The organism is Ferribacterium limneticum, assembly GCF_020510565.1.
Taxonomy (GTDB): Bacteria; Pseudomonadota; Gammaproteobacteria; order Burkholderiales; family Rhodocyclaceae; genus Azonexus; species Azonexus limneticus_B.
Genome location: NZ_CP075189.1, coordinates 3379535 through 3396183 on the forward strand (window position 1 = coordinate 3379535; position 16649 = coordinate 3396183).

The window sequence follows — 16649 nt, forward strand, 5'->3', positions numbered from 1 at the left end:
AGGGCAAGGTTGAAAAGCCCGCGACTATATCAGAAATCGCGGGCTTTTGGGGGAATCAGGAGACTGATTGTCAGAAACTGTCTTCGGCGAGTTCCAGCGAACCAGTTGCGCCGGCCACTACGGACTCAGCCAGGCCCGATGCCTGGGTCAGGAAATGATCGGCATAAAACCGGGTTGTCGCCAGTTTTGCTGCCCAGAAAGGATCGGTTTCTCCAGCCGCAATCTTGCTACGGGCAATGACTGCGGCGCGCCCCATCTGCCAGCCGCCGGCCACGATGCCAAAGAGATGGAGAAAAGGCACGGCCCCGGCATGAGCAGCCTTCGGATCGGTGGAGAAATTGGCCACAAGCCAGGAAACAGCCCTTTCCAGCGCATCGACCGCAGCACTCTGCCGAGCGCCGATGACCGCCAGATCGCCATCGAGCTGCGTTGCTACGGCCCGCATGTCGGCGATGACTGCCATGATCGTCGCCCCTTTTTCGCGGGCGATCTTGCGACCAATCAGATCATTCGCCTGGATCGCAGTCGTGCCCTCGTAGATGGCGGTAATCCGTGCATCGCGCAGATGCTGGGCGGCACCGGTTTCCTCGATGTAGCCCATGCCGCCATGGACTTGCACGCCCAGCGAGGCAATATCGATAGCACTCTCGGTACTCCAGCCCTTGACGACCGGAATCAACAGATCGGCAAAAGCCCGCGCTTTTTCACGAACAGCGCCATCCTGATTGGCGTGTGCATTGTCCTGAGCGGAGGCGGTGACATAGGCCAGCGCCCGCATGGCTTCAATACGGGCGCGCATGGAGAGGAGCATGCGGCGTACATCCGGGTGCTTGATGATCGGCACCTTCGGCCCACCACGAACACCGACTTCCGTCCCCTGAACGCGATCCCTGGCATATGCCACTGCACGCTGATAGGCGCGCTCGGCATCACCCAGCCCTTCGAGGCCGACATTGAAGCGGGCTGCGTTCATCATGATGAACATGTACTCGAGACCACGATTTTCCTCGCCAACCAGCGTGCCGATGGCCCCACCATTGTCGCCGAAGGCCAGCACAGCCGTGGGGCTCCCGTGAATGCCCAGCTTGTGTTCGATGGACACGCAATAAACGTCATTGCGCTCGCCCGGCGTACCGTCGGCATTGAGGAGGAACTTGGGTACGACGAACAGCGAAATGCCCTTGACGCCTTCGGGCGCATTGGGCGTCCGCGCCAGCACGAGATGGACGATGTTATCCGTCATGTCGTGCTCGCCGTAGGTGATGAAAATTTTCTGACCAAAAATCCTGTACGTTCCGTCACCGACCGGCTCAGCGCGCGAACGCACTGCTGCCAGATCAGAACCCGCCGAGGGCTCGGTCAGGTTCATCGTGCCGGTCCAGTCTCCTGAAACCAGGTTTGGCAGATAAGCTGCCTTCTGCTTGTCGGTCCCGGCAATCATCAAGGCCTCGATGGCGCCTTGCGTCAACATCGGACAAAGCGAGAAGGCATGATTGGCGGCCTTCCACATTTCACTGACGGCCGTCGACAGAAGTTTGGGCAGGCCCTGCCCGCCGAACTCGGGATCGCAACCCAGACCGTTCCAGCCATTATCAACAAACTGGCGATAGGCTTCCTTGAAGCCGGGGGAAGTCGTTACGACGGTATCTTTCCACTTGGCGCCATCCCTGTCGCCAACCCGGTTAAGGGGTGACAAAACCTCACCGGCAAAGCGGGCAGCCTCTTCCAAAATGGCATCGACGACATCTGGCGAAGCCTCTTCACAACCTGGCAGAGCAACCACCTGATCAAGGCCTGCCAGTTCCTGCATGACAAAACGCATTTCTTTCAGCGGGGCGAGATATTCACTCATCAGACGGTATCCATACGGTTAGCGGTTTCTTTAAGTTCTATCAGGAACAGCACATCCTCGACGACCGGCAATGTAAACCCCGTGCGTTGCCCCCCGCGGTTGTCACGCAACAATTGGTACATGTAGCCCACGACATCCCCGGATGTCCAAAGATCGACAATCGTGTTGGCCAGACGCGGCAGGTCTTCCAGAGTCTGCGGTCGAGGCGCAAGCGGGCGCTCGTTTTCCGCAGACGCGCCCTCCCCTGCTTGAGCCCCATCCCAACTCTGAACCTCGACATTGAAATGCAGATTCAGATTGCGGGCGACGTTCTCAAACTCGGTACGCATACCAGCCATCCGGTACACATCCATCAAGCGGATCCACGGCTGCAGTGCTTCCTGTGGATTGTGATCGATGTATTCCTGCAAAGCCTGAGCAGCGCCCTTGACGCGACCAAAGGAGAGCATGATCTCGGCCAGTTCCATGACGGGATTGGCTTCGAAATGTTCATCCAGCGTCGTAGCATTGATCGACATCAGGGAGTCGTGGCCGCGCTCTGGCACCTTTGCCGGGATTTCCGAGCGCCTGGCGAGGCTTTCGCTTCCGGCATCAAGCTCGACATCCACTTGCATCGGCATACCCATGGCTACCGGCTCGAAGTGGAGGTCGACACCACCAAGCTCCTCCCGCTCATCGGCACGCTTCGGGTCAACCGTCAACTCTGGGATATCGATCGAAGGCTCGCTGTCCGTACTCCCCGGACTCTTCGGACGATAATTTCTCCAGCCCAGCCAACCAGCCAGCCCGAGCACCGACCCAAGCAATATCCCGTACAACGTCCACTCAGACAAGCCAGAGGTCTCTTCGGCCACAGGAGGCTGCGGTGCTGGCTGCCGCTTGGCAACATCACTGCCGGAAGACAATGGTTCGGTGGAAGTTGGCTGCTGAGCACTCGAGGCTGTTTGCTCAGAAGATCCGGCAACCGGCGCAGCATCGTTCGTCTCTACGCGCTTGGCAAATTCGGCGGCACGCTGCTGAAGCTCGCCCAACGTAGCTTCCATGTTGCGCAACTTCTCGGCTGTGGCCAATTGAGAGGTGGCCTGCTCATGCATGGCCATCAGCATCCGATACTCAAGACGCAAGATCTCGCGCTGCGTCTCCTTCACCTCGGTGGCCCCGCGGAATAGTCCAGTGGCCAAACGCAATGACGGTTCAGCGGCGAAGTCACCATCCGACAACATCAGGCGATCAGGCATTCCGCTGGTAACCGGCCGCTTCTCAGCTCGCCGGGTCGGCAATCTGGGCGGCGCATCGACTACCGCAGACGCTACGGAACGAACCTTTGCGGGCGGCCGAACTTGCGGCCTATCGGCAGGCAATGCCACTTCGGGCTGGCGGCGCTCCTTCGCCACGGGCGGGTCAGCTCTCTGCGGCGATGCCATAAGGATATATTCGCGGGATACTTCATGCCCGCAACCGAGTTGTACTGCCAATTGCATGATCGGTTCACGCAACTGCACATCTGAGCGAATTTCGAGAACAGGCTGAGCGCCTTTGCGTACACTCAAACCGGCCTTTTTGAGCCACGGCAGATCACCGGCCCCGGATGGCTGCACAAGGCGGAAACAACTCGCATCAAGCTTCTGTTTTTCTGCTCCCAGAAGATCGATTTCCAACTGCATCCGCTCACCCAGAACTGGCTGACCGCGCAAATCGCCCAAGCCTACCGCCGACACCCCCCCTGACAAGGCAAGCATCAAGACCGGCAAAGAATAGCGACGAGCAAAGCGATTCAAAGACACAGCTCCAAATGACATTAAATTATTGGAATTGTAGCCGTTATTTACCGGCCAGATAACTTGAATCATCGAAGCTGACTACCCATTCAGGGCGGTAAACCACGAACAAAGTCATCAACATCCCGGACAACCACGCTTCAGAGAAAGCAAGCAGGACAAAATAGGGGAAATATTCGCTGATCAGATAGTCCCATTCATAGGTCCCGGCCATTGCCAACAGGGCGGTTGCACCGAAGCCAACACCAATAATCGTCAGCGCAGCACCGAGAAAGCCATTTACGAAGATATAGACAAAGAAATGTCTCGGCAGCACACGGCGAAATATGCGGAAGAAAAACTGGCTCAGCACGACACTGAGGCCGGCCAGCAGCAGGGCATTTGCGGCATAGGCAAATGGCCCGGCGGCACTATTCAGGGTTATGCCAAGCGTCACCAGGGAAAGCCCGACAAAGGCCAGATGCGGACCGAAACTCAGCGTAAAGACCGTCGCCCCCAGCAAGTGGTAAGTCAGGCCAGGCTTGACGCCAGCCTTGAGACTCCAGACGAGGGTTAGCAAAACAATCATCCCGAGCCACACATTGAACAACTCGGAGTCCTTGAGCCGCGCCCAGGGGGCCCGCCAAAGACTATGGGCGAAAAACAGTAACCAGGCGATCCATGCCGCCCAGTACCATCCTTCGCCCATCAAGGTATCTGTCAGATTCACATGGCTATTTTAGCCGACTGCTCCGACCAGTTGCGGCACCACTTCGAACAAATCACCAACCAAACCGTAATCCGCCACCTGAAAGATCGGTGCATCGGGATCCTTGTTGATGGCGACGATGACTTTCGACTCCTTCATGCCGGCCAGATGCTGGATGGCACCCGAGATGCCGACCGCGATGTAGAGCTGCGGGGCGACGATCTTGCCGGTCTGGCCAACCTGGTAGTCGTTCGGCACGAAGCCGGCATCGACGGCGGCGCGGGAGGCACCGAGTGCCGCACCGAGCTTGTCGGCCAACGGCTCGAGGAGCTTGTGGTAGTTCTCGCCACTGCCCAGGCCACGACCACCGGAGACGATGATCTTGGCCGCACCGAGTTCGGGACGCTCGGACTTGGTCAGTTCGCGGTTCGTGAGGGTGCTTTGGGCGGTGTCGGCTGCAGCGGCGATGTTTTCGATTTTCGCGGCATTTTCCCGGTTGACCGTGTCAAAGGCGGTGGTCCGGACGGTGATGACTTTGACGGCGTCAGCGCTCTTGACGGTGGCCAGGGCATTGCCGGCGTAGATCGGACGCACGAAGGTGTCCGGGCTTTCAACGCCGGTGATTTCGGAGATCTGGGCGACGTCGAGGAGCGCGGCGATGCGCGGAGCGAGGTTCTTGCCGAAGGTGGTGGCGGGGGCAAGGATGTGGCTGTAGCCCGCAGCGTTGGCGATGACCAGCGCGGTGAGGTTCTCGGCGGTCTGGCTTTGGTAGTGTGCGGCGTCGGCGACTTTTACCAGGCTGACACCGTTGAGGGTGGCGGCTTCCTGGGCGGCGGCACTGCAGCCTGATCCAGCAACGAGGAGGTGGATGTCGCCGCCAATCTTGGCGGCAGCAGCGACGGTGTTGAGGGTGGCGGCCTTGAGGGCGGTGTTGTCGTGTTCGGCGATGACGAGGATAGCCATTTAGATCACCTTCGCTTCGTTCTTGAGTTTGTTGACGAGTTCGGCGACGTCGGCGACGCGGATGCCGGCGCTGCGCTTGGCGGGTTCGGCGACCTTGAGGGTGGTCAGGCGCGGGGTGACGTCGACGCCAAGGTCGGCCGGCTTGACGGTGTCGAGCGGCTTTTTCTTGGCTTTCATGATGTTGGGCAGGGTGGCGTAGCGCGGCTCGTTGAGGCGCAGGTCGGTCGACACGACTGCTGGCAGGGAAATCTCCAGGGTTTCGAGGCCGCCGTCGATTTCGCGGGTGACGGTGGCTTTGCCGTCAGCGATGACGACTTTGGAGGCGAAGGTGGCTTGCGGCCAGTTTTGCAGGGCGGCGAGCATTTGCCCGGTCTGGTTGGCGTCGTCGTCGATGGCTTGTTTGCCGCAGATGACGAGTTGCGGTTGTTCTTTGTCGCAGAGGGCCTTGAGGAGCTTGGCGACGGCCAGCGGCTGGATTTCGATGTCGCCACAATCGACGAGGATGCCGCGGTCGGCACCGATGGCCATGGCGGTGCGCAGGGTTTCCTGACAGGCGGCAACGCCACAGGAGACGGCGATGACTTCGGTGGCGATACCGGCTTCCTTGAGGCGCACGGCTTCTTCGATGGCGATTTCGTCGAAGGGGTTCATGCTCATCTTGACGTTGGCCAGATCAACACCAGTGCCGTCTGCCTTGACGCGGACTTTGACGTTGTAATCAACGACTCGTTTTACGGGTACGAGAATCTTCACCAGCATCTCCTTTTCGGTTCAACTTTTTTGAATTACTGCCGCCTGTTTGACAGACGATCACTCAATCAGCACAATGACCATACTGTGTCGTATGGAAAAGCATACGGTAGCGTATGGAAAACAAACCTGTCAAGCCCTTGATTAAATCCTCATCCGTGAAACCTCGCAAGCGGGCTGCCGAAGCACGCACTCAACTCGACCCGGAACGCTGGGTGGATGAGGCTATCGACGTGCTGGCAAAAGAAGGCGTCACCGGTTTGCGGGTCGAAGTGCTGGCCAAGCGCTGCGGCGTTACCAAAGGCAGTTTCTACTGGCACTTCAAGGACCGGCAGGCACTACTCGATGCGGTGCTCGAGCAATGGAAAATCGGGCGGATCCGCGATATCGAGAAAACCACGTCCGTAGCTGTTGGGCAGGAAAGCCAGCAACTCCACTATGCCATCGAGGTGTACGGCGCCAGCCGGAACCGCAAGGGCATGTCGATCGAACTGGCCGTTCGCGACTGGGCACGGCATGACCCACGGGCAGCTGCGGTCGTCGAGTCAGTCGACCTTTATCGACTCGAATGCACACGCAAACTTTTCGTTGCCTCCGGCATGTCGGATGCCGAGGCCAAGAGCCGCAGCCTGTTGCTCTACGCCTGTGTCTTCGGCTTGTCGCTGATGCATTACACCCACTTCGACGACAATCTGGCCGATCTCAAGCAACGCATCGCCGAACGCATCATTTCCAGCTAGCCTGAACAGGCGCTCGCGCCCAGCCCTTTTTCCCAGGCGAGCAGATCGGCTGCCAATTGTTCAACGGCACCGGACAAAGCACCAACCCCTCCCCGCGCATCCTGGCTGACTGCCGACTTCTCGATTTTAAGATCAAGCTCGGCCACCTGACGGCGCGAGCGATCAAGCAGAGTGGCGCGGCCTTGCAAGACGCCCTTGCTGCTTTCCGGGGTGATGAATACCTGGCTGAACTCGGTAATTTCGACCCGCACAACACAACGCGCCTGCCCTTGCCCGGAAATTGAATAATCAAGTTGCTGCATCAGTCGCTGCTGGATCATTTGCGCCGGCGGCCCGGCCCAGCGTGCCCGGGCATACTCGCGCAAGCGGGCGGCGTCGACATAGGCCAGCCGATAATCGATACCCTGCGAGTCGAACCACAGCGGCGCCCGAACCTCGAGCGCCAGAGGCTGTTTGCGCGGCGTGGCCAACAGGCTCGTTGGCGCCGGACCAAAATCATAGACGGCCAGCGCGCTATCGCCGCCGCGCTTGCCAGCCGTAAAACAGGCTGAAAGCAGGCAGCAAAACAACAGGGTCAGCATCCAGCGCATCTTATTTCTCCCCGGCCGGATTGAAACCGGTCTCGCCCGGACCGGGCACCTGGGCCGGCGCACCGAAGACCAGGCCCTGTGGCGTATCTTCGAGAACGCGTAGGACGCGGCTCAACTGGCGCGAAGTCAGCGAAAAATCGGTCGCCAGCTCGTTGAGGCGCGGCATCAGCGCCGAGGTTCCGCCAGCCGAAGCGTCGCCGATGGCCACATCAAGCTTGTCGGTCGCCACCTGCATCTTGCCGATCAGGACGCGGGTATCGGCCAGCAGGGGTTGAACTTCACCGGCGGCTTGCGACAGATTCCTGATATTGCGATCGTCGAGTAGTTTTTTAACCTGCAGCAGCGTCGTATTGAGGTTTTCCAGCACCGGTTTCATGTTGCCCGAGGCCGCTTCGAGATTGACCAGCGTAGCCTTCAGGAGAGCGCGATTTTCCTCGTCCAGCGTGGCGTTGGCGCTCGCCATCAGTTGGCGTGCCTGCTTGAGCGTAGCCATACCGGTTTCGCCCAACTCTTCGAGCAAGGACGGAATCATCGTGATGCGCGGCGGGTGTTCGTCATCAGGCACCAGCGGCTCATTATCCTTGCCGGTTTCCAGCAGGAGGATATGGGCCAGACCGGTCACCCCCTGATAGTTCAGTTTGGCCACGGTCCCTTTGGTCAGCGGCACATCGTCATTGACCGAGATGCTCACCAGAATATTGCTGTAATCCTCGGGATCAAGGCGGATGTCGCTGACCTTGCCGACCCGAATGCCACGGTAACGCACCTGCGCCTGCGGGTTCAGGCCACCGATATTCTGCTTGGTGACGACGATGTATTCATGCTCCGAGTCCTTGCTGTCACTCAGCCAATACACGGCCAGCAGAGCAGCCGCTCCGAGCAGTAGGGCAAAGAGACCGGCAGCGAAGGCGTAGGACTTGTTTTCCATGGATGCCAATTAAAGCAGCTTCCGGCGGTCTGCGCCAAAAAAGCCGGTAACAAAAGGATGATCGACCGTCATGACCTCGGCTTTCGGGCCGAAGGCGATGATGTGCTGATCGGCCAGCACAGCGACATGGGTAGCCAGCCCGGCCAGGGTATTGAGGTCGTGGGTGACCATGACGACGGTCAAGCCGAGTTCGCGCTGCAGGTCGCCGACCAGCTCGACGAAGTTCTGGCTGCGATCGGGATCAAGGCCGGCCGTCGGCTCGTCGAGAAGCAACAGTTCGGGCTCCAGCGCCAGGGCGCGAGCCAGGGCAACGCGCTTGACCATGCCGCCGGAGAGTTCGGCCGGCATCAGTTTGCCGTGATCCGGTTCCAGCCCGACCATCGCCAGCTTGAGATGAACCAGGCGGCGAATCCAGTCGGCGTCAAGACAACGCAGCTCACGGAGCGGAAAGGCGATGTTGTCGAAAACCGACAGGGCTGAAAACAAGGCGCCGTGCTGGAACAACATGCCGAGACGGCGACGCAGATTGCGCTGCATTTCGACATCCGGGTCGTTGAGATCAACGCCAAACAGGCGGACGCTGCCGGAATCCGGCCGCAACAGGCCGAGAATTTCGCGCAACAAGGTTGTCTTGCCGCTACCCGATCCGCCGAGCAAACCGACGATCTGGCCCTCCTCGACACGCAACGAAAGATCGCGATGAACCGCCCGGCCACGAAAACTGGCACAGACGCCATTCAGCTCAATGACGGGTGACTGGCTCATGGCTAGGGCACACCGATATTCCGGGTAAACACGGCGAAAATTGCATCGAAGAGGATGACCGTGGTAATCGCCGTCACCACGGCGCTGGTCGTGTTGGCCGACAGGCTCTCGGTATTGGGTTTGACGTGCAAGCCAAAGTGGCAGGCGACGACGGCGATGACGAAACCGAAGACAACGCCTTTGCACAGGCCGATGACGAGATTGGACACCGGCACGGCCCGCGGCAAGTTGTCGAGAAAATAAACGAGGGACAGATCGAGCTGAAGGAGCGCCGCCAGCATGCCGCCGAAGAGCGCCACAGCCGAGGTCCACAGGACCAACAAGGGCATTGCTACGGTCAACCCGAAAATTTTGGGCAAAACGACACGGATGCTGCGCGAAATCCCCATCGTGGATAGCACGTCGATTTCCTCGGTCACCCGCATCACTCCGATTTGCGCCGTCATCGCCGAACCGGAACGGCCGGCCACCAGCACGGCGACGAGCACCGGCCCCAGTTCGCGAATGATCGAGATGCCGAGAATATTGACAATGAACAGGTCGGCGCCAAAGCTCTTGAGCTGCAACGCCGACAGATAGCTGATCGTCACCCCGATCAGAAAGCCGACCAGCGCCGTAACCGCCAGTGCCTGCGCCCCGGCCTTGTAAACATTGGCGGTAATTTCCTTCCATGGCACATCCTGCGGATGACGGAAGAGATAGGCCACGTCGAGCAGCAACTGGCCGAACAAGGCAATCATGCCGCGCAAGTTGCCCAGCGCCTTGAACAGCAAGGCGCCTACCCATTCAGGGAGGCGCACTCTCGGCCGGGCCTGCTCGGGGATCTCGCGGGGCAATTCGGCAACCCGCTCAAGCACCTGCCGATGCAGTTCGCCGGCAACCAGGCCGGCCGGCCACTTCGCCCCCCAGGTGCGCCACAGCAGCACAGCGGCGGCGCTATCGAGTCGCCTTACGGCCGACAGATCCCAATCTTCGATGCTGCTTGAACAAGCTGCCAGATCGACCTGCAAAGTCGACATCTGAGGCAGCATTTCGGCCAGCGTCCAGCAACCGGACAGCACCACTCTCCCCGGCTCGACTTGCAAGCTCGGGGATTGGCTCATACGATTTTCCTCGTCGGTTTCGACTGCAGGGTGTAGTCCCGGCCAAGCTGTTTCCAGACGCCGGCTTCTTCGCCGAAGGCGGCGGCTGTCCACGGATTGGCCGCCAGCCATTCGGCGGGCACTTCGATGACATAGCCGTTTTCACCCCGGCTGACACGCCAGGCTGGGATGGCCCGGTCATCGCGCGTACGGTGCAGTAGCACAGCCAGGCGCAGGCAAAAAATCAGGTCCCAGGCGCTATCGACCGCAGGAATCGCCCCCAGCTTCTCGAGCTTGCCGCGATGGCCGAGGACCACCATGGCCAGCCGCGCCTGATCTTTCTTGGAGAAGCCCGGCATGTCGGCATAGGTCAGAATGTAGGCGCCATGCTTGTGATAGGCGTTGTGCGCCACGGAAATGCCGATTTCATGCAGGCGGCAGGCCCACGACAGGAACTGGACGTCAGCCTCGCTTGGCACGCCGTCGAACAACTGGGTCAGCGCCGACAGTGCGGTCGCCTCGACGCGTTCGACCTGGTCGCCTTCGACCTGATAACGCCGGCGGAACTGGGCCACGGTCGAATCCCGCATGTCGTGATGATGAAAGCGGCCGAGCAGGTCGTAAAGGACGCCCAGGCGCAAGGCGCCTTCGGCGTAGGACATCCGTTCGATATCAAGTTCTTCGAAAATCGCCGACATGATGGCGACACCACCCGGGAAAACCGGCAGGCGGTCGCCCTTGACCCCGGGCAGATCGAGCGCTTCGGCCGAACCGGCCTTGATGAGCAGATTGCACAGCTTTTCCAGCCCGATCCGCGTGATGCCGCTTTCGTTGTTCGGATTCAGGCCGTTCAGTTCCAGCACATCGGCAATCGCCCGCGCCGAACCGGAGGATCCGATAGCCTCCTTCCAGCCCAGCCGCTGATAATCAGCAGCTATCAGCTCGATTTCCTTGGCGGCCGCCACCTGCGCCTCGCGCAGGCGCTTGCGGTCGATCTTGCGGTCCGGGAAGAAGCGCAGCGTGTAGGTGACGCAGCCCATGTACAGCGATTCCATGAGCTGCGGCTCATGGCGCTTGCCGATGATGAATTCGGTCGAGCCGCCGCCGATGTCGATGATCAGGCGCTTGTGCGCCGCCGACGGCAAGGAGTGCGAGGCGCCGATGTAGATCAGGCGAGCCTCTTCGCGACCGGCGATAATTTCGATGGGGAAGCCGAGCGCCTCCTCGGCCAGCGGCAGGAATTCATAGGCGTTCTTGGCCACCCGCAGCGTATTGGTCGCCACCGCTCGCACCGCCCCCTTGTCCAGCCCACCCAATCGTTCGCCAAAACGGCGCAGCGCATCCAATGCACGAGCCTGGGCCGGCGCATCGAGGCGCTTGTCCGGCATCAGGCCGGAGGCCAGACGAACCGGCTCCTTCATGGAGTCGAGCGTGTAAATCTGGTTATCCACCACCCGCCCGACCTGCAGACGGAAGCTGTTGGAGCCCAGATCAACGGCGGCGACGGTTTCGTAAATCATTTGTCAAAAACCACAGGAAGCTTCAGTTGGCGGGCATTCTACCACCCACCACCGAGACGGATTGTGACGCCGGAGCAAACGCCGTCACAGCGCAGACCTCCACGGTCAACCGGAAAAAATGGCCAAAAATGAAATGCAGGACGTAAAAAAAACCCGCCGATTCGCATCGGCGGGCTTATTGCGGCAAGAACGAAGCTTAGCTGGCCAGCGCGTTCTTGATCTGCTCCAGCGTCGAAGGATCGTCGATGGTCGTCAGATCGCCCGGATCACGGCCTTCAGCCAGCGCCTGCAGCGAACGGCGCAGCATCTTGCCGGAACGGGTCTTGGGCAAGCCGGTCACGAAATGCACGCGAGCCGGACGACCAATGGCACCGAGAATGCTGTCGACAGTGCCAAAGACTTCCTTCTCCAGCGCCTTGACCAACTCGGGCGTAGCAATCTTCGAAGCATCCTTGACGACGGCAAAAGCCATCGGCACCTGACCCTTGAGCTTGTCCTCGACGCCAACCACTGCCACTTCGGCAATCGCCGGGTGGTTCTGGATGGCTTCCTCGATTTCACGGGTGCCAAGACGGTGACCGGCCACGTTAATCACGTCGTCGGTACGACCGAGGATGGTGAAGTAACCGTCGTCGTCCTTGATCGCCCAGTCGTAGGAGGAATAAACCAGCGGCTCCTTGAACAGCGTGAAATAGGTACTGACAAAGCGGTCGTCCTGGCCCCAGACGGTGGACAAACAGCCCGGCGGCAGCGGTGGAATGACCGCAGCGATACCCTTCTCGTTGGCTCCGCAGACCGAGCCGTCTTCACGGAAGATCTGCAGGTTGTAACCGTAGACCGGGAAAGACGGCGAGCCGTACTTGATCGGCGTATTTTCAACGCCCGGCAAGGCAGCCAGCATCGGCCAGCCGGTTTCGGTCTGCCAGTAGTTGTCGATGACCGGCTTCTGCAGTTCGGTCATGAACCACTCGTGGGTCGGCTGGTCGAGCGGTTCGCCGGCCATGAAGATGTGCTTGAGCGACGACAGGTCGTACTTGTGCATGAAGACCGGATCCTGCTTCTTCAGCACGCGAGCGGCGGTCGGCGCCGAGAACATCACGGAGACCTTGTATTTCTCGACGATCTGCCACCAGATGCCGGCATCCGGACGCAGCGGCGTGCCTTCGTACATCACGGTGGCCATGCCGGCAATCAGCGGGCCGTAGATGATGTAGGAGTGACCAACGACCCAGCCGATGTCCGAGGTCGAGAAGAAGGTTTCGCCCTCGCCGCCGCAGTAGATGTGCTTCATCGACGAAGCCAGCGCCACGGCATAACCGCCGGTATCGCGCTGCACGCCCTTCGGCTTGCCGGTCGTGCCGGAGGTGTAAAGAATGTAGGATGGCTCGGAGGATTCCAGCCATTCGCACGGCACCTTGGCATCCATGAACTTGGCGCGCTCGGTGGCGTAGTCGACATCGCGACCGGCAACCCTGTTGAAAGCCTTGTCCAGACCACGGTCGACCATCAGCACCTTGGCCGGCTTGTGTTCGGCCAGCTCAATGGCTTCATCGAGCAGATGCTTGTAGGGCACGGCCTTGCCGCCACGCATGCCGGCATCGGCAGAAACGATCAGCACCGGCTTGGCATCGTCGATCCGGGTAGCCAGCGAACCGGAAGCAAAGCCTCCAAACACCACCGAGTGAATGGCCCCGATGCGGGTTGCGGCCAGAATGGCGAAGGTCGCCTGGGCGATCATCGGCATGTAAATCAGGACGCGGTCGCCCTTCTTGACGCCGAGGCTCTGGTAAATCGCTGCCATGCGCTCGATTTCGCGCTGCAGTTCGGCAAAGCTGTAAACCGTTTCTTCATCGGTTTCGGTCGAAATGAAGATCAGCGCTCTGTCGTTCGGACGCTTGGCCGCATGGCGGTCAACTGCGTTGTGGCAAAGATTGGTCTTGCCACCGACGAACCACTTTGCGAACGGCGGACGGGAATAGTCGCACACCTGCGTGAACGGCTCTTTCCAATCCACGAGTTGGGCCTGTTCGGTCCAGAACTCATCCGGTTTTTCGATGGAATACTGGTGAAACTCCTTGTACGTCGCCATAAAACTCCCTCTAGCTAGGTTTTCCTGCACAACAAAATACAGAACGGACTAATTTTTTTGAGATTTCCGTTCACTCAAAACACGTTCGATCTCTGCCACCGGCAAAGCCAAACCCAATTCACGATTCATCAAACTCATCAACGGCAACAAGCGCTCAGCCAGCGAAGGCAAGTGCGGGATCACCGGCGACAGGCGATTGGCGGCCAGCAATTCCAGCGCATGGTGGATGGAGATCGGCCGGGAAGCAGGCGTCACGCCGCCCGACTCGGTCCTGTTTCCACCCGCCTGCATGGCCGCATGCATGCGCTCACCAGCCAGATCGAGCAACGCCCCGGCCGAAGTCACCAAATCGGTAGGTACACTGGCCAGGCCAATACTGACCGTCAAGGCCACGGTCTGGCCTTGGACCGACAAACGCGCCACCTCGACAGCCTCGCGCACGCGCTCGGCAAAAGTCGCGCAAAAAGCCGGCGCCGTTCCCGGCGAAACAACCGCAAACTGCCCGGCGCCGAAGTGGCCGAGACTATCTTCCTGGCGCATCTTGCCCGCCAGCATCCTGGCAAAGCGATTGCCAACCTCATCGGCAACCTGCACCCCGAGCCGCTCACCCATGCCAGCGAAACCATCGAAACCAAGGACCATCACGCTGACCTCAACGCCATGCCGGTTGGCATGCGACATCGCCTGAGCGGCCTGCAACTCGAGATATTTTCGGGTAAACAAACCGCTGACCGGATCCTGGACCATCTGCTCGCGGCCGGCATCAAGGTGTTCCTGTGCGTCGGTCAGGACCAGCAAGTTATTCAGACGGGTCAACACCTCTGTGCATCCCGCGCCCTTCGTAACAAAATCAGAAACGCCCATCGCCTTAGCTTTGGCCCGCTCCTCTTCGGTTTCCTCACCGGAAACCAGAATGAACGGCAACTGTTGCAGACGCCGCAGCTTCGAAGTGCGCACACGCTCCAGCAACTCGTAACCATTCAGCTTCGGCATCTGGAGATCCGAAATCACGGCGCGAATGGAGTGATCGAGCACCAAGGTCTGCCACGCCGCCTCGCCGTCGCCCTCCTCGCGCACTTCGTATTGCCCCTTCAAATGCTGGATGAGCGATATCCTGACTACCCGTGAGTCATCAACCACCAGAATGCGCGGCAACTCGGCCACGTCAGCCTCCGCCAATTTCCACCACGACTCGCCCCTTGGCTCGTCCGGCAATGTATTCGCCGAAAGTGGCCGGCAGATCGTCAAACGGAATCCGCCGCGACATGGCGGCCAGATGCGGCGGACGCAAATCACTGGCCAGTCGTTGCCAGACACCGCTCCGATAGGGCTCCCGGATATAACCCGAGTCGACACCGAGCAAGGAAACGCCACGCAGGATAAAAGGCGCCACCGTCGTATTCAGCGACATGCTGGCCGCCAGCCCGATGCTGGCGATAGTGCCCCCCTGCTCCATGGTGCTGGCGATCCAGGCCAGAACATCTCCCCCGAGATTGTCCACGGCACCCGCCCAGCGCGCCCGATCCAGTGGCCTGATCTTCGACAGATCGAGACTTTGGCGCAGCATGACTTCGGCGGCACCGAGGCCGCGCAAGTAATCCGCTTCGCTCTCCTTGCCGGTCAGCGCGACCACGTGATAACCAATCCGGGCCAGCATATCGACCGCCAGACTGCCGACGCCACCCGTAGCACCAGTCACGATGACCGGCCCCTTGCTCGGGCGCAAACCGTTTTCTTCCATGCGGACGATGGCCAGCGCCGCGGTAAACCCCGCCGTGCCCAGGGCCATCGCATCGAAGAGTGACAGACCAGAGGGCAAGGGCACCACCCAGTCGCCCGGCACCCGGGCAATTTCGGCATAACCACCGTGATGGGCGACACCGATATCGAAACTGGTGGCAATTACCGAATCACCTGGTTTGAAGCGCGCGTCGTCGCTGGCGATGACCGTACCGGACAGGTCGATGCCACCGACGCAAGGGAAACGCCGAATGATCTTTCCCGCCCCCGTCGCCGCCAGTGCATCCTTGTAATTGATGCTCGAATAGGCAACCTTGATCGTGACAGTTCCGGCATCCAGCTGGCCTTCGCCCATCCGGACGAAACCACTGCTCACCTTGTCATCGCATTCTTCAATCAGCAGTGCCTTGAAGGAATCCATGTTTGCCTCACGCCTCGGGAACGAAATTGTATTCATAATTACGGATGATGAACATAGTTGCAGCCGGTGAATTTTCGTCGCCTTTACAGCCGGCTACTTTTCAAATATATTTCGCCGCTATGCATAAAGTACTGGTTTCTCTACTGCTTGCTTCCTCGCTGCTCCTGAGCGGGATCGGTGCGCCCTTGGCGGCCGAGCAGATTCGCAAGCCCGAAGAGCAACAGTCGTTTTTTGAACGTTACACCAACGCTGCTCAGGATGTCATCCTGCAAGGTCTCAAGCTGGTTGGCGTCCGTTACCGCTGGGGCGGCAATGACGAAGAGAGCGGCCTGGACTGCAGCGGCTTTGTCCGACTCGTGTTCAAGGACAGCACTGGCACCTCGTTGCCACGCACCGCTCGCGAAATGAGCGAAGTCGGCCAGCAGGTCGATGCCAACCAGTTGAAACCGGGCGATCTGGTCTTTTTCAACACCATGCGTCGCACCTTTTCACACGTCGGCATCTATCTTGGCGACAACCATTTCCTCCATGCACCGCGCAAGGGCGCCGAAGTTCGTGTCGAGAACATGGATAACAGCTACTGGATGACCCGCTACAACGGAGCGCGACGAATACTCGAAGGCAATTGAACAAAAGCGGCTTCTAGCCGCTTTTTTTACGCCCACCGAAGATAATCATTCTCATTTACAAGGCGGCCTGTAGCCAGTAGACTGGAAAAATTCTCATATCCAGCCGGAGTTCCC

15 protein-coding genes are annotated in these 16649 nt (G+C 59.7%); 2 read left to right on the plus strand and 13 right to left on the minus strand.

The annotated features are described in order from the left end of the window. Nucleotides 1-70: 70 nt before the first annotated feature. Genes KI610_RS16165 through KI610_RS16185 form a run of 5 tightly spaced genes read right to left on the minus strand, consistent with a single transcriptional unit; the run spans nucleotide 71 to nucleotide 6034 of the window. Nucleotides 71-1852, minus strand: a complete 1782-nt coding sequence (locus tag KI610_RS16165) for an acyl-CoA dehydrogenase (RefSeq protein ID WP_226495977.1) — start codon at nucleotides 1850-1852, stop codon at nucleotides 71-73. After that, on the minus strand, nucleotides 1852-3702 hold the full coding sequence (locus KI610_RS16170; protein WP_226495978.1) for a type IV pilus assembly protein FimV: 1851 nt from the start codon (nucleotides 3700-3702) through the stop codon (nucleotides 1852-1854). Before KI610_RS16170 ends, KI610_RS16165 begins: the two co-directional genes overlap by 1 nt. Further along, nucleotides 3674-4339 carry an energy-coupling factor ABC transporter permease gene (locus KI610_RS16175; RefSeq protein WP_226495979.1) on the minus strand — a complete coding sequence of 222 codons (666 nt, stop codon included), beginning with the start codon at nucleotides 4337-4339 and terminating at the stop codon, nucleotides 3674-3676. Before KI610_RS16175 ends, KI610_RS16170 begins: the two co-directional genes overlap by 29 nt. A gap of 9 nt (nucleotides 4340-4348) precedes the next feature. Next, nucleotides 4349-5281: an electron transfer flavoprotein subunit alpha/FixB family protein gene (locus tag KI610_RS16180; RefSeq protein WP_226495980.1), complete on the minus strand. Its 933-nt coding sequence runs from the start codon at nucleotides 5279-5281 to the stop codon at nucleotides 4349-4351. Then, nucleotides 5282-6034 (minus strand): electron transfer flavoprotein subunit beta/FixA family protein, encoded by a 753-nt coding sequence (locus KI610_RS16185; RefSeq protein WP_226495981.1) that lies wholly within the window; start codon nucleotides 6032-6034, stop codon nucleotides 5282-5284. A 113-nt stretch (nucleotides 6035-6147) separates the two neighbouring features. On the opposite strand from KI610_RS16185, the gene KI610_RS16190 reads away from it, so the two are divergent. Next, nucleotides 6148-6771, plus strand: coding sequence for a TetR/AcrR family transcriptional regulator (locus KI610_RS16190; RefSeq protein WP_226495982.1), 624 nt, complete (start codon nucleotides 6148-6150; stop codon nucleotides 6769-6771). On the opposite strand, the gene KI610_RS16195 is transcribed toward KI610_RS16190, so the two are convergent. From KI610_RS16195 to KI610_RS16230, 8 genes are all read right to left on the minus strand, one after another. Next, on the minus strand, nucleotides 6768-7361 hold the full coding sequence (locus KI610_RS16195) for an ABC-type transport auxiliary lipoprotein family protein (RefSeq protein WP_226495983.1): 594 nt from the start codon (nucleotides 7359-7361) through the stop codon (nucleotides 6768-6770). The two genes, KI610_RS16190 and KI610_RS16195, sit on opposite strands and share 4 nt — an antisense overlap. Nucleotide 7362: 1 nt before the next feature. Next, on the minus strand, nucleotides 7363-8289 hold the full coding sequence (locus KI610_RS16200; protein WP_226495984.1) for an MlaD family protein: 927 nt from the start codon (nucleotides 8287-8289) through the stop codon (nucleotides 7363-7365). 9 nt (nucleotides 8290-8298) lie between these two features. Continuing rightward, nucleotides 8299-9054, minus strand: a complete 756-nt coding sequence (locus KI610_RS16205) for an ABC transporter ATP-binding protein (protein WP_226495985.1) — start codon at nucleotides 9052-9054, stop codon at nucleotides 8299-8301. Nucleotides 9055-9056: 2 nt separating this feature from the next. Then, complete coding sequence (locus tag KI610_RS16210; RefSeq protein WP_226495986.1) at nucleotides 9057-10157, minus strand: ABC transporter permease; 1101 nt, start codon at nucleotides 10155-10157, stop codon at nucleotides 9057-9059. Next, a complete protein-coding gene (gene ppx / locus KI610_RS16215; protein ID WP_226495987.1) occupies nucleotides 10154-11656 on the minus strand; it encodes an exopolyphosphatase in 1503 nt (500 codons plus the stop codon). Before ppx ends, KI610_RS16210 begins: the two co-directional genes overlap by 4 nt. 196 nt (nucleotides 11657-11852) lie before the next feature. After that, on the minus strand, nucleotides 11853-13745 hold the full coding sequence (locus KI610_RS16220) for a propionate--CoA ligase (protein WP_226495988.1): 1893 nt from the start codon (nucleotides 13743-13745) through the stop codon (nucleotides 11853-11855). Between the two features lie 48 nt (nucleotides 13746-13793). Next, the gene (locus KI610_RS16225) at nucleotides 13794-14909 is read right to left on the minus strand and encodes a GGDEF domain-containing response regulator (RefSeq protein WP_226495989.1); all 1116 of its coding nucleotides are present in this window, start codon (nucleotides 14907-14909) and stop codon (nucleotides 13794-13796) included. Between the two features lies 1 nt (nucleotide 14910). Beyond that, nucleotides 14911-15906: an oxidoreductase gene (locus KI610_RS16230; RefSeq protein WP_226495990.1), complete on the minus strand. Its 996-nt coding sequence runs from the start codon at nucleotides 15904-15906 to the stop codon at nucleotides 14911-14913. A gap of 119 nt (nucleotides 15907-16025) precedes the next feature. Here KI610_RS16230 and KI610_RS16235 point away from each other — a divergent pair, with 119 nt between their 5' ends. Beyond that, on the plus strand, nucleotides 16026-16535 hold the full coding sequence (locus tag KI610_RS16235; RefSeq protein ID WP_226495991.1) for a C40 family peptidase: 510 nt from the start codon (nucleotides 16026-16028) through the stop codon (nucleotides 16533-16535). The last annotated feature ends 114 nt before the right edge of the window (nucleotides 16536-16649 follow it).

Bases quoted from the DNA above. Each gene is read 5' to 3' on its own strand.
- KI610_RS16220 (WP_226495988.1), bottom strand. From the start codon at position 13,745: ATGGCGACGTACAAGGAGTTTCACCAGTATTCCATCGAAAAACCGGAT.
- KI610_RS16180 (WP_226495980.1), bottom strand. From the start codon at position 5,281: ATGGCTATCCTCGTCATCGCCGAACACGACAACACCGCCCTCAAGGCC.
- KI610_RS16235 (WP_226495991.1), top strand. From the start codon at position 16,026: ATGCATAAAGTACTGGTTTCTCTACTGCTTGCTTCCTCGCTGCTCCTG.
- KI610_RS16190 (WP_226495982.1), top strand. From the start codon at position 6,148: ATGGAAAACAAACCTGTCAAGCCCTTGATTAAATCCTCATCCGTGAAA.
- KI610_RS16195 (WP_226495983.1), bottom strand. From the start codon at position 7,361: ATGCGCTGGATGCTGACCCTGTTGTTTTGCTGCCTGCTTTCAGCCTGT.
- KI610_RS16205 (WP_226495985.1), bottom strand. From the start codon at position 9,054: ATGAGCCAGTCACCCGTCATTGAGCTGAATGGCGTCTGTGCCAGTTTT.
- KI610_RS16165 (WP_226495977.1), bottom strand. From the start codon at position 1,852: ATGAGTGAATATCTCGCCCCGCTGAAAGAAATGCGTTTTGTCATGCAG.
- KI610_RS16230 (WP_226495990.1), bottom strand. From the start codon at position 15,906: ATGGATTCCTTCAAGGCACTGCTGATTGAAGAATGCGATGACAAGGTG.
- KI610_RS16210 (WP_226495986.1), bottom strand. From the start codon at position 10,157: ATGAGCCAATCCCCGAGCTTGCAAGTCGAGCCGGGGAGAGTGGTGCTG.
- KI610_RS16170 (WP_226495978.1), bottom strand. From the start codon at position 3,702: ATGATTCAAGTTATCTGGCCGGTAAATAACGGCTACAATTCCAATAAT.
- ppx (WP_226495987.1), bottom strand. From the start codon at position 11,656: ATGATTTACGAAACCGTCGCCGCCGTTGATCTGGGCTCCAACAGCTTC.
- KI610_RS16200 (WP_226495984.1), bottom strand. From the start codon at position 8,289: ATGGAAAACAAGTCCTACGCCTTCGCTGCCGGTCTCTTTGCCCTACTG.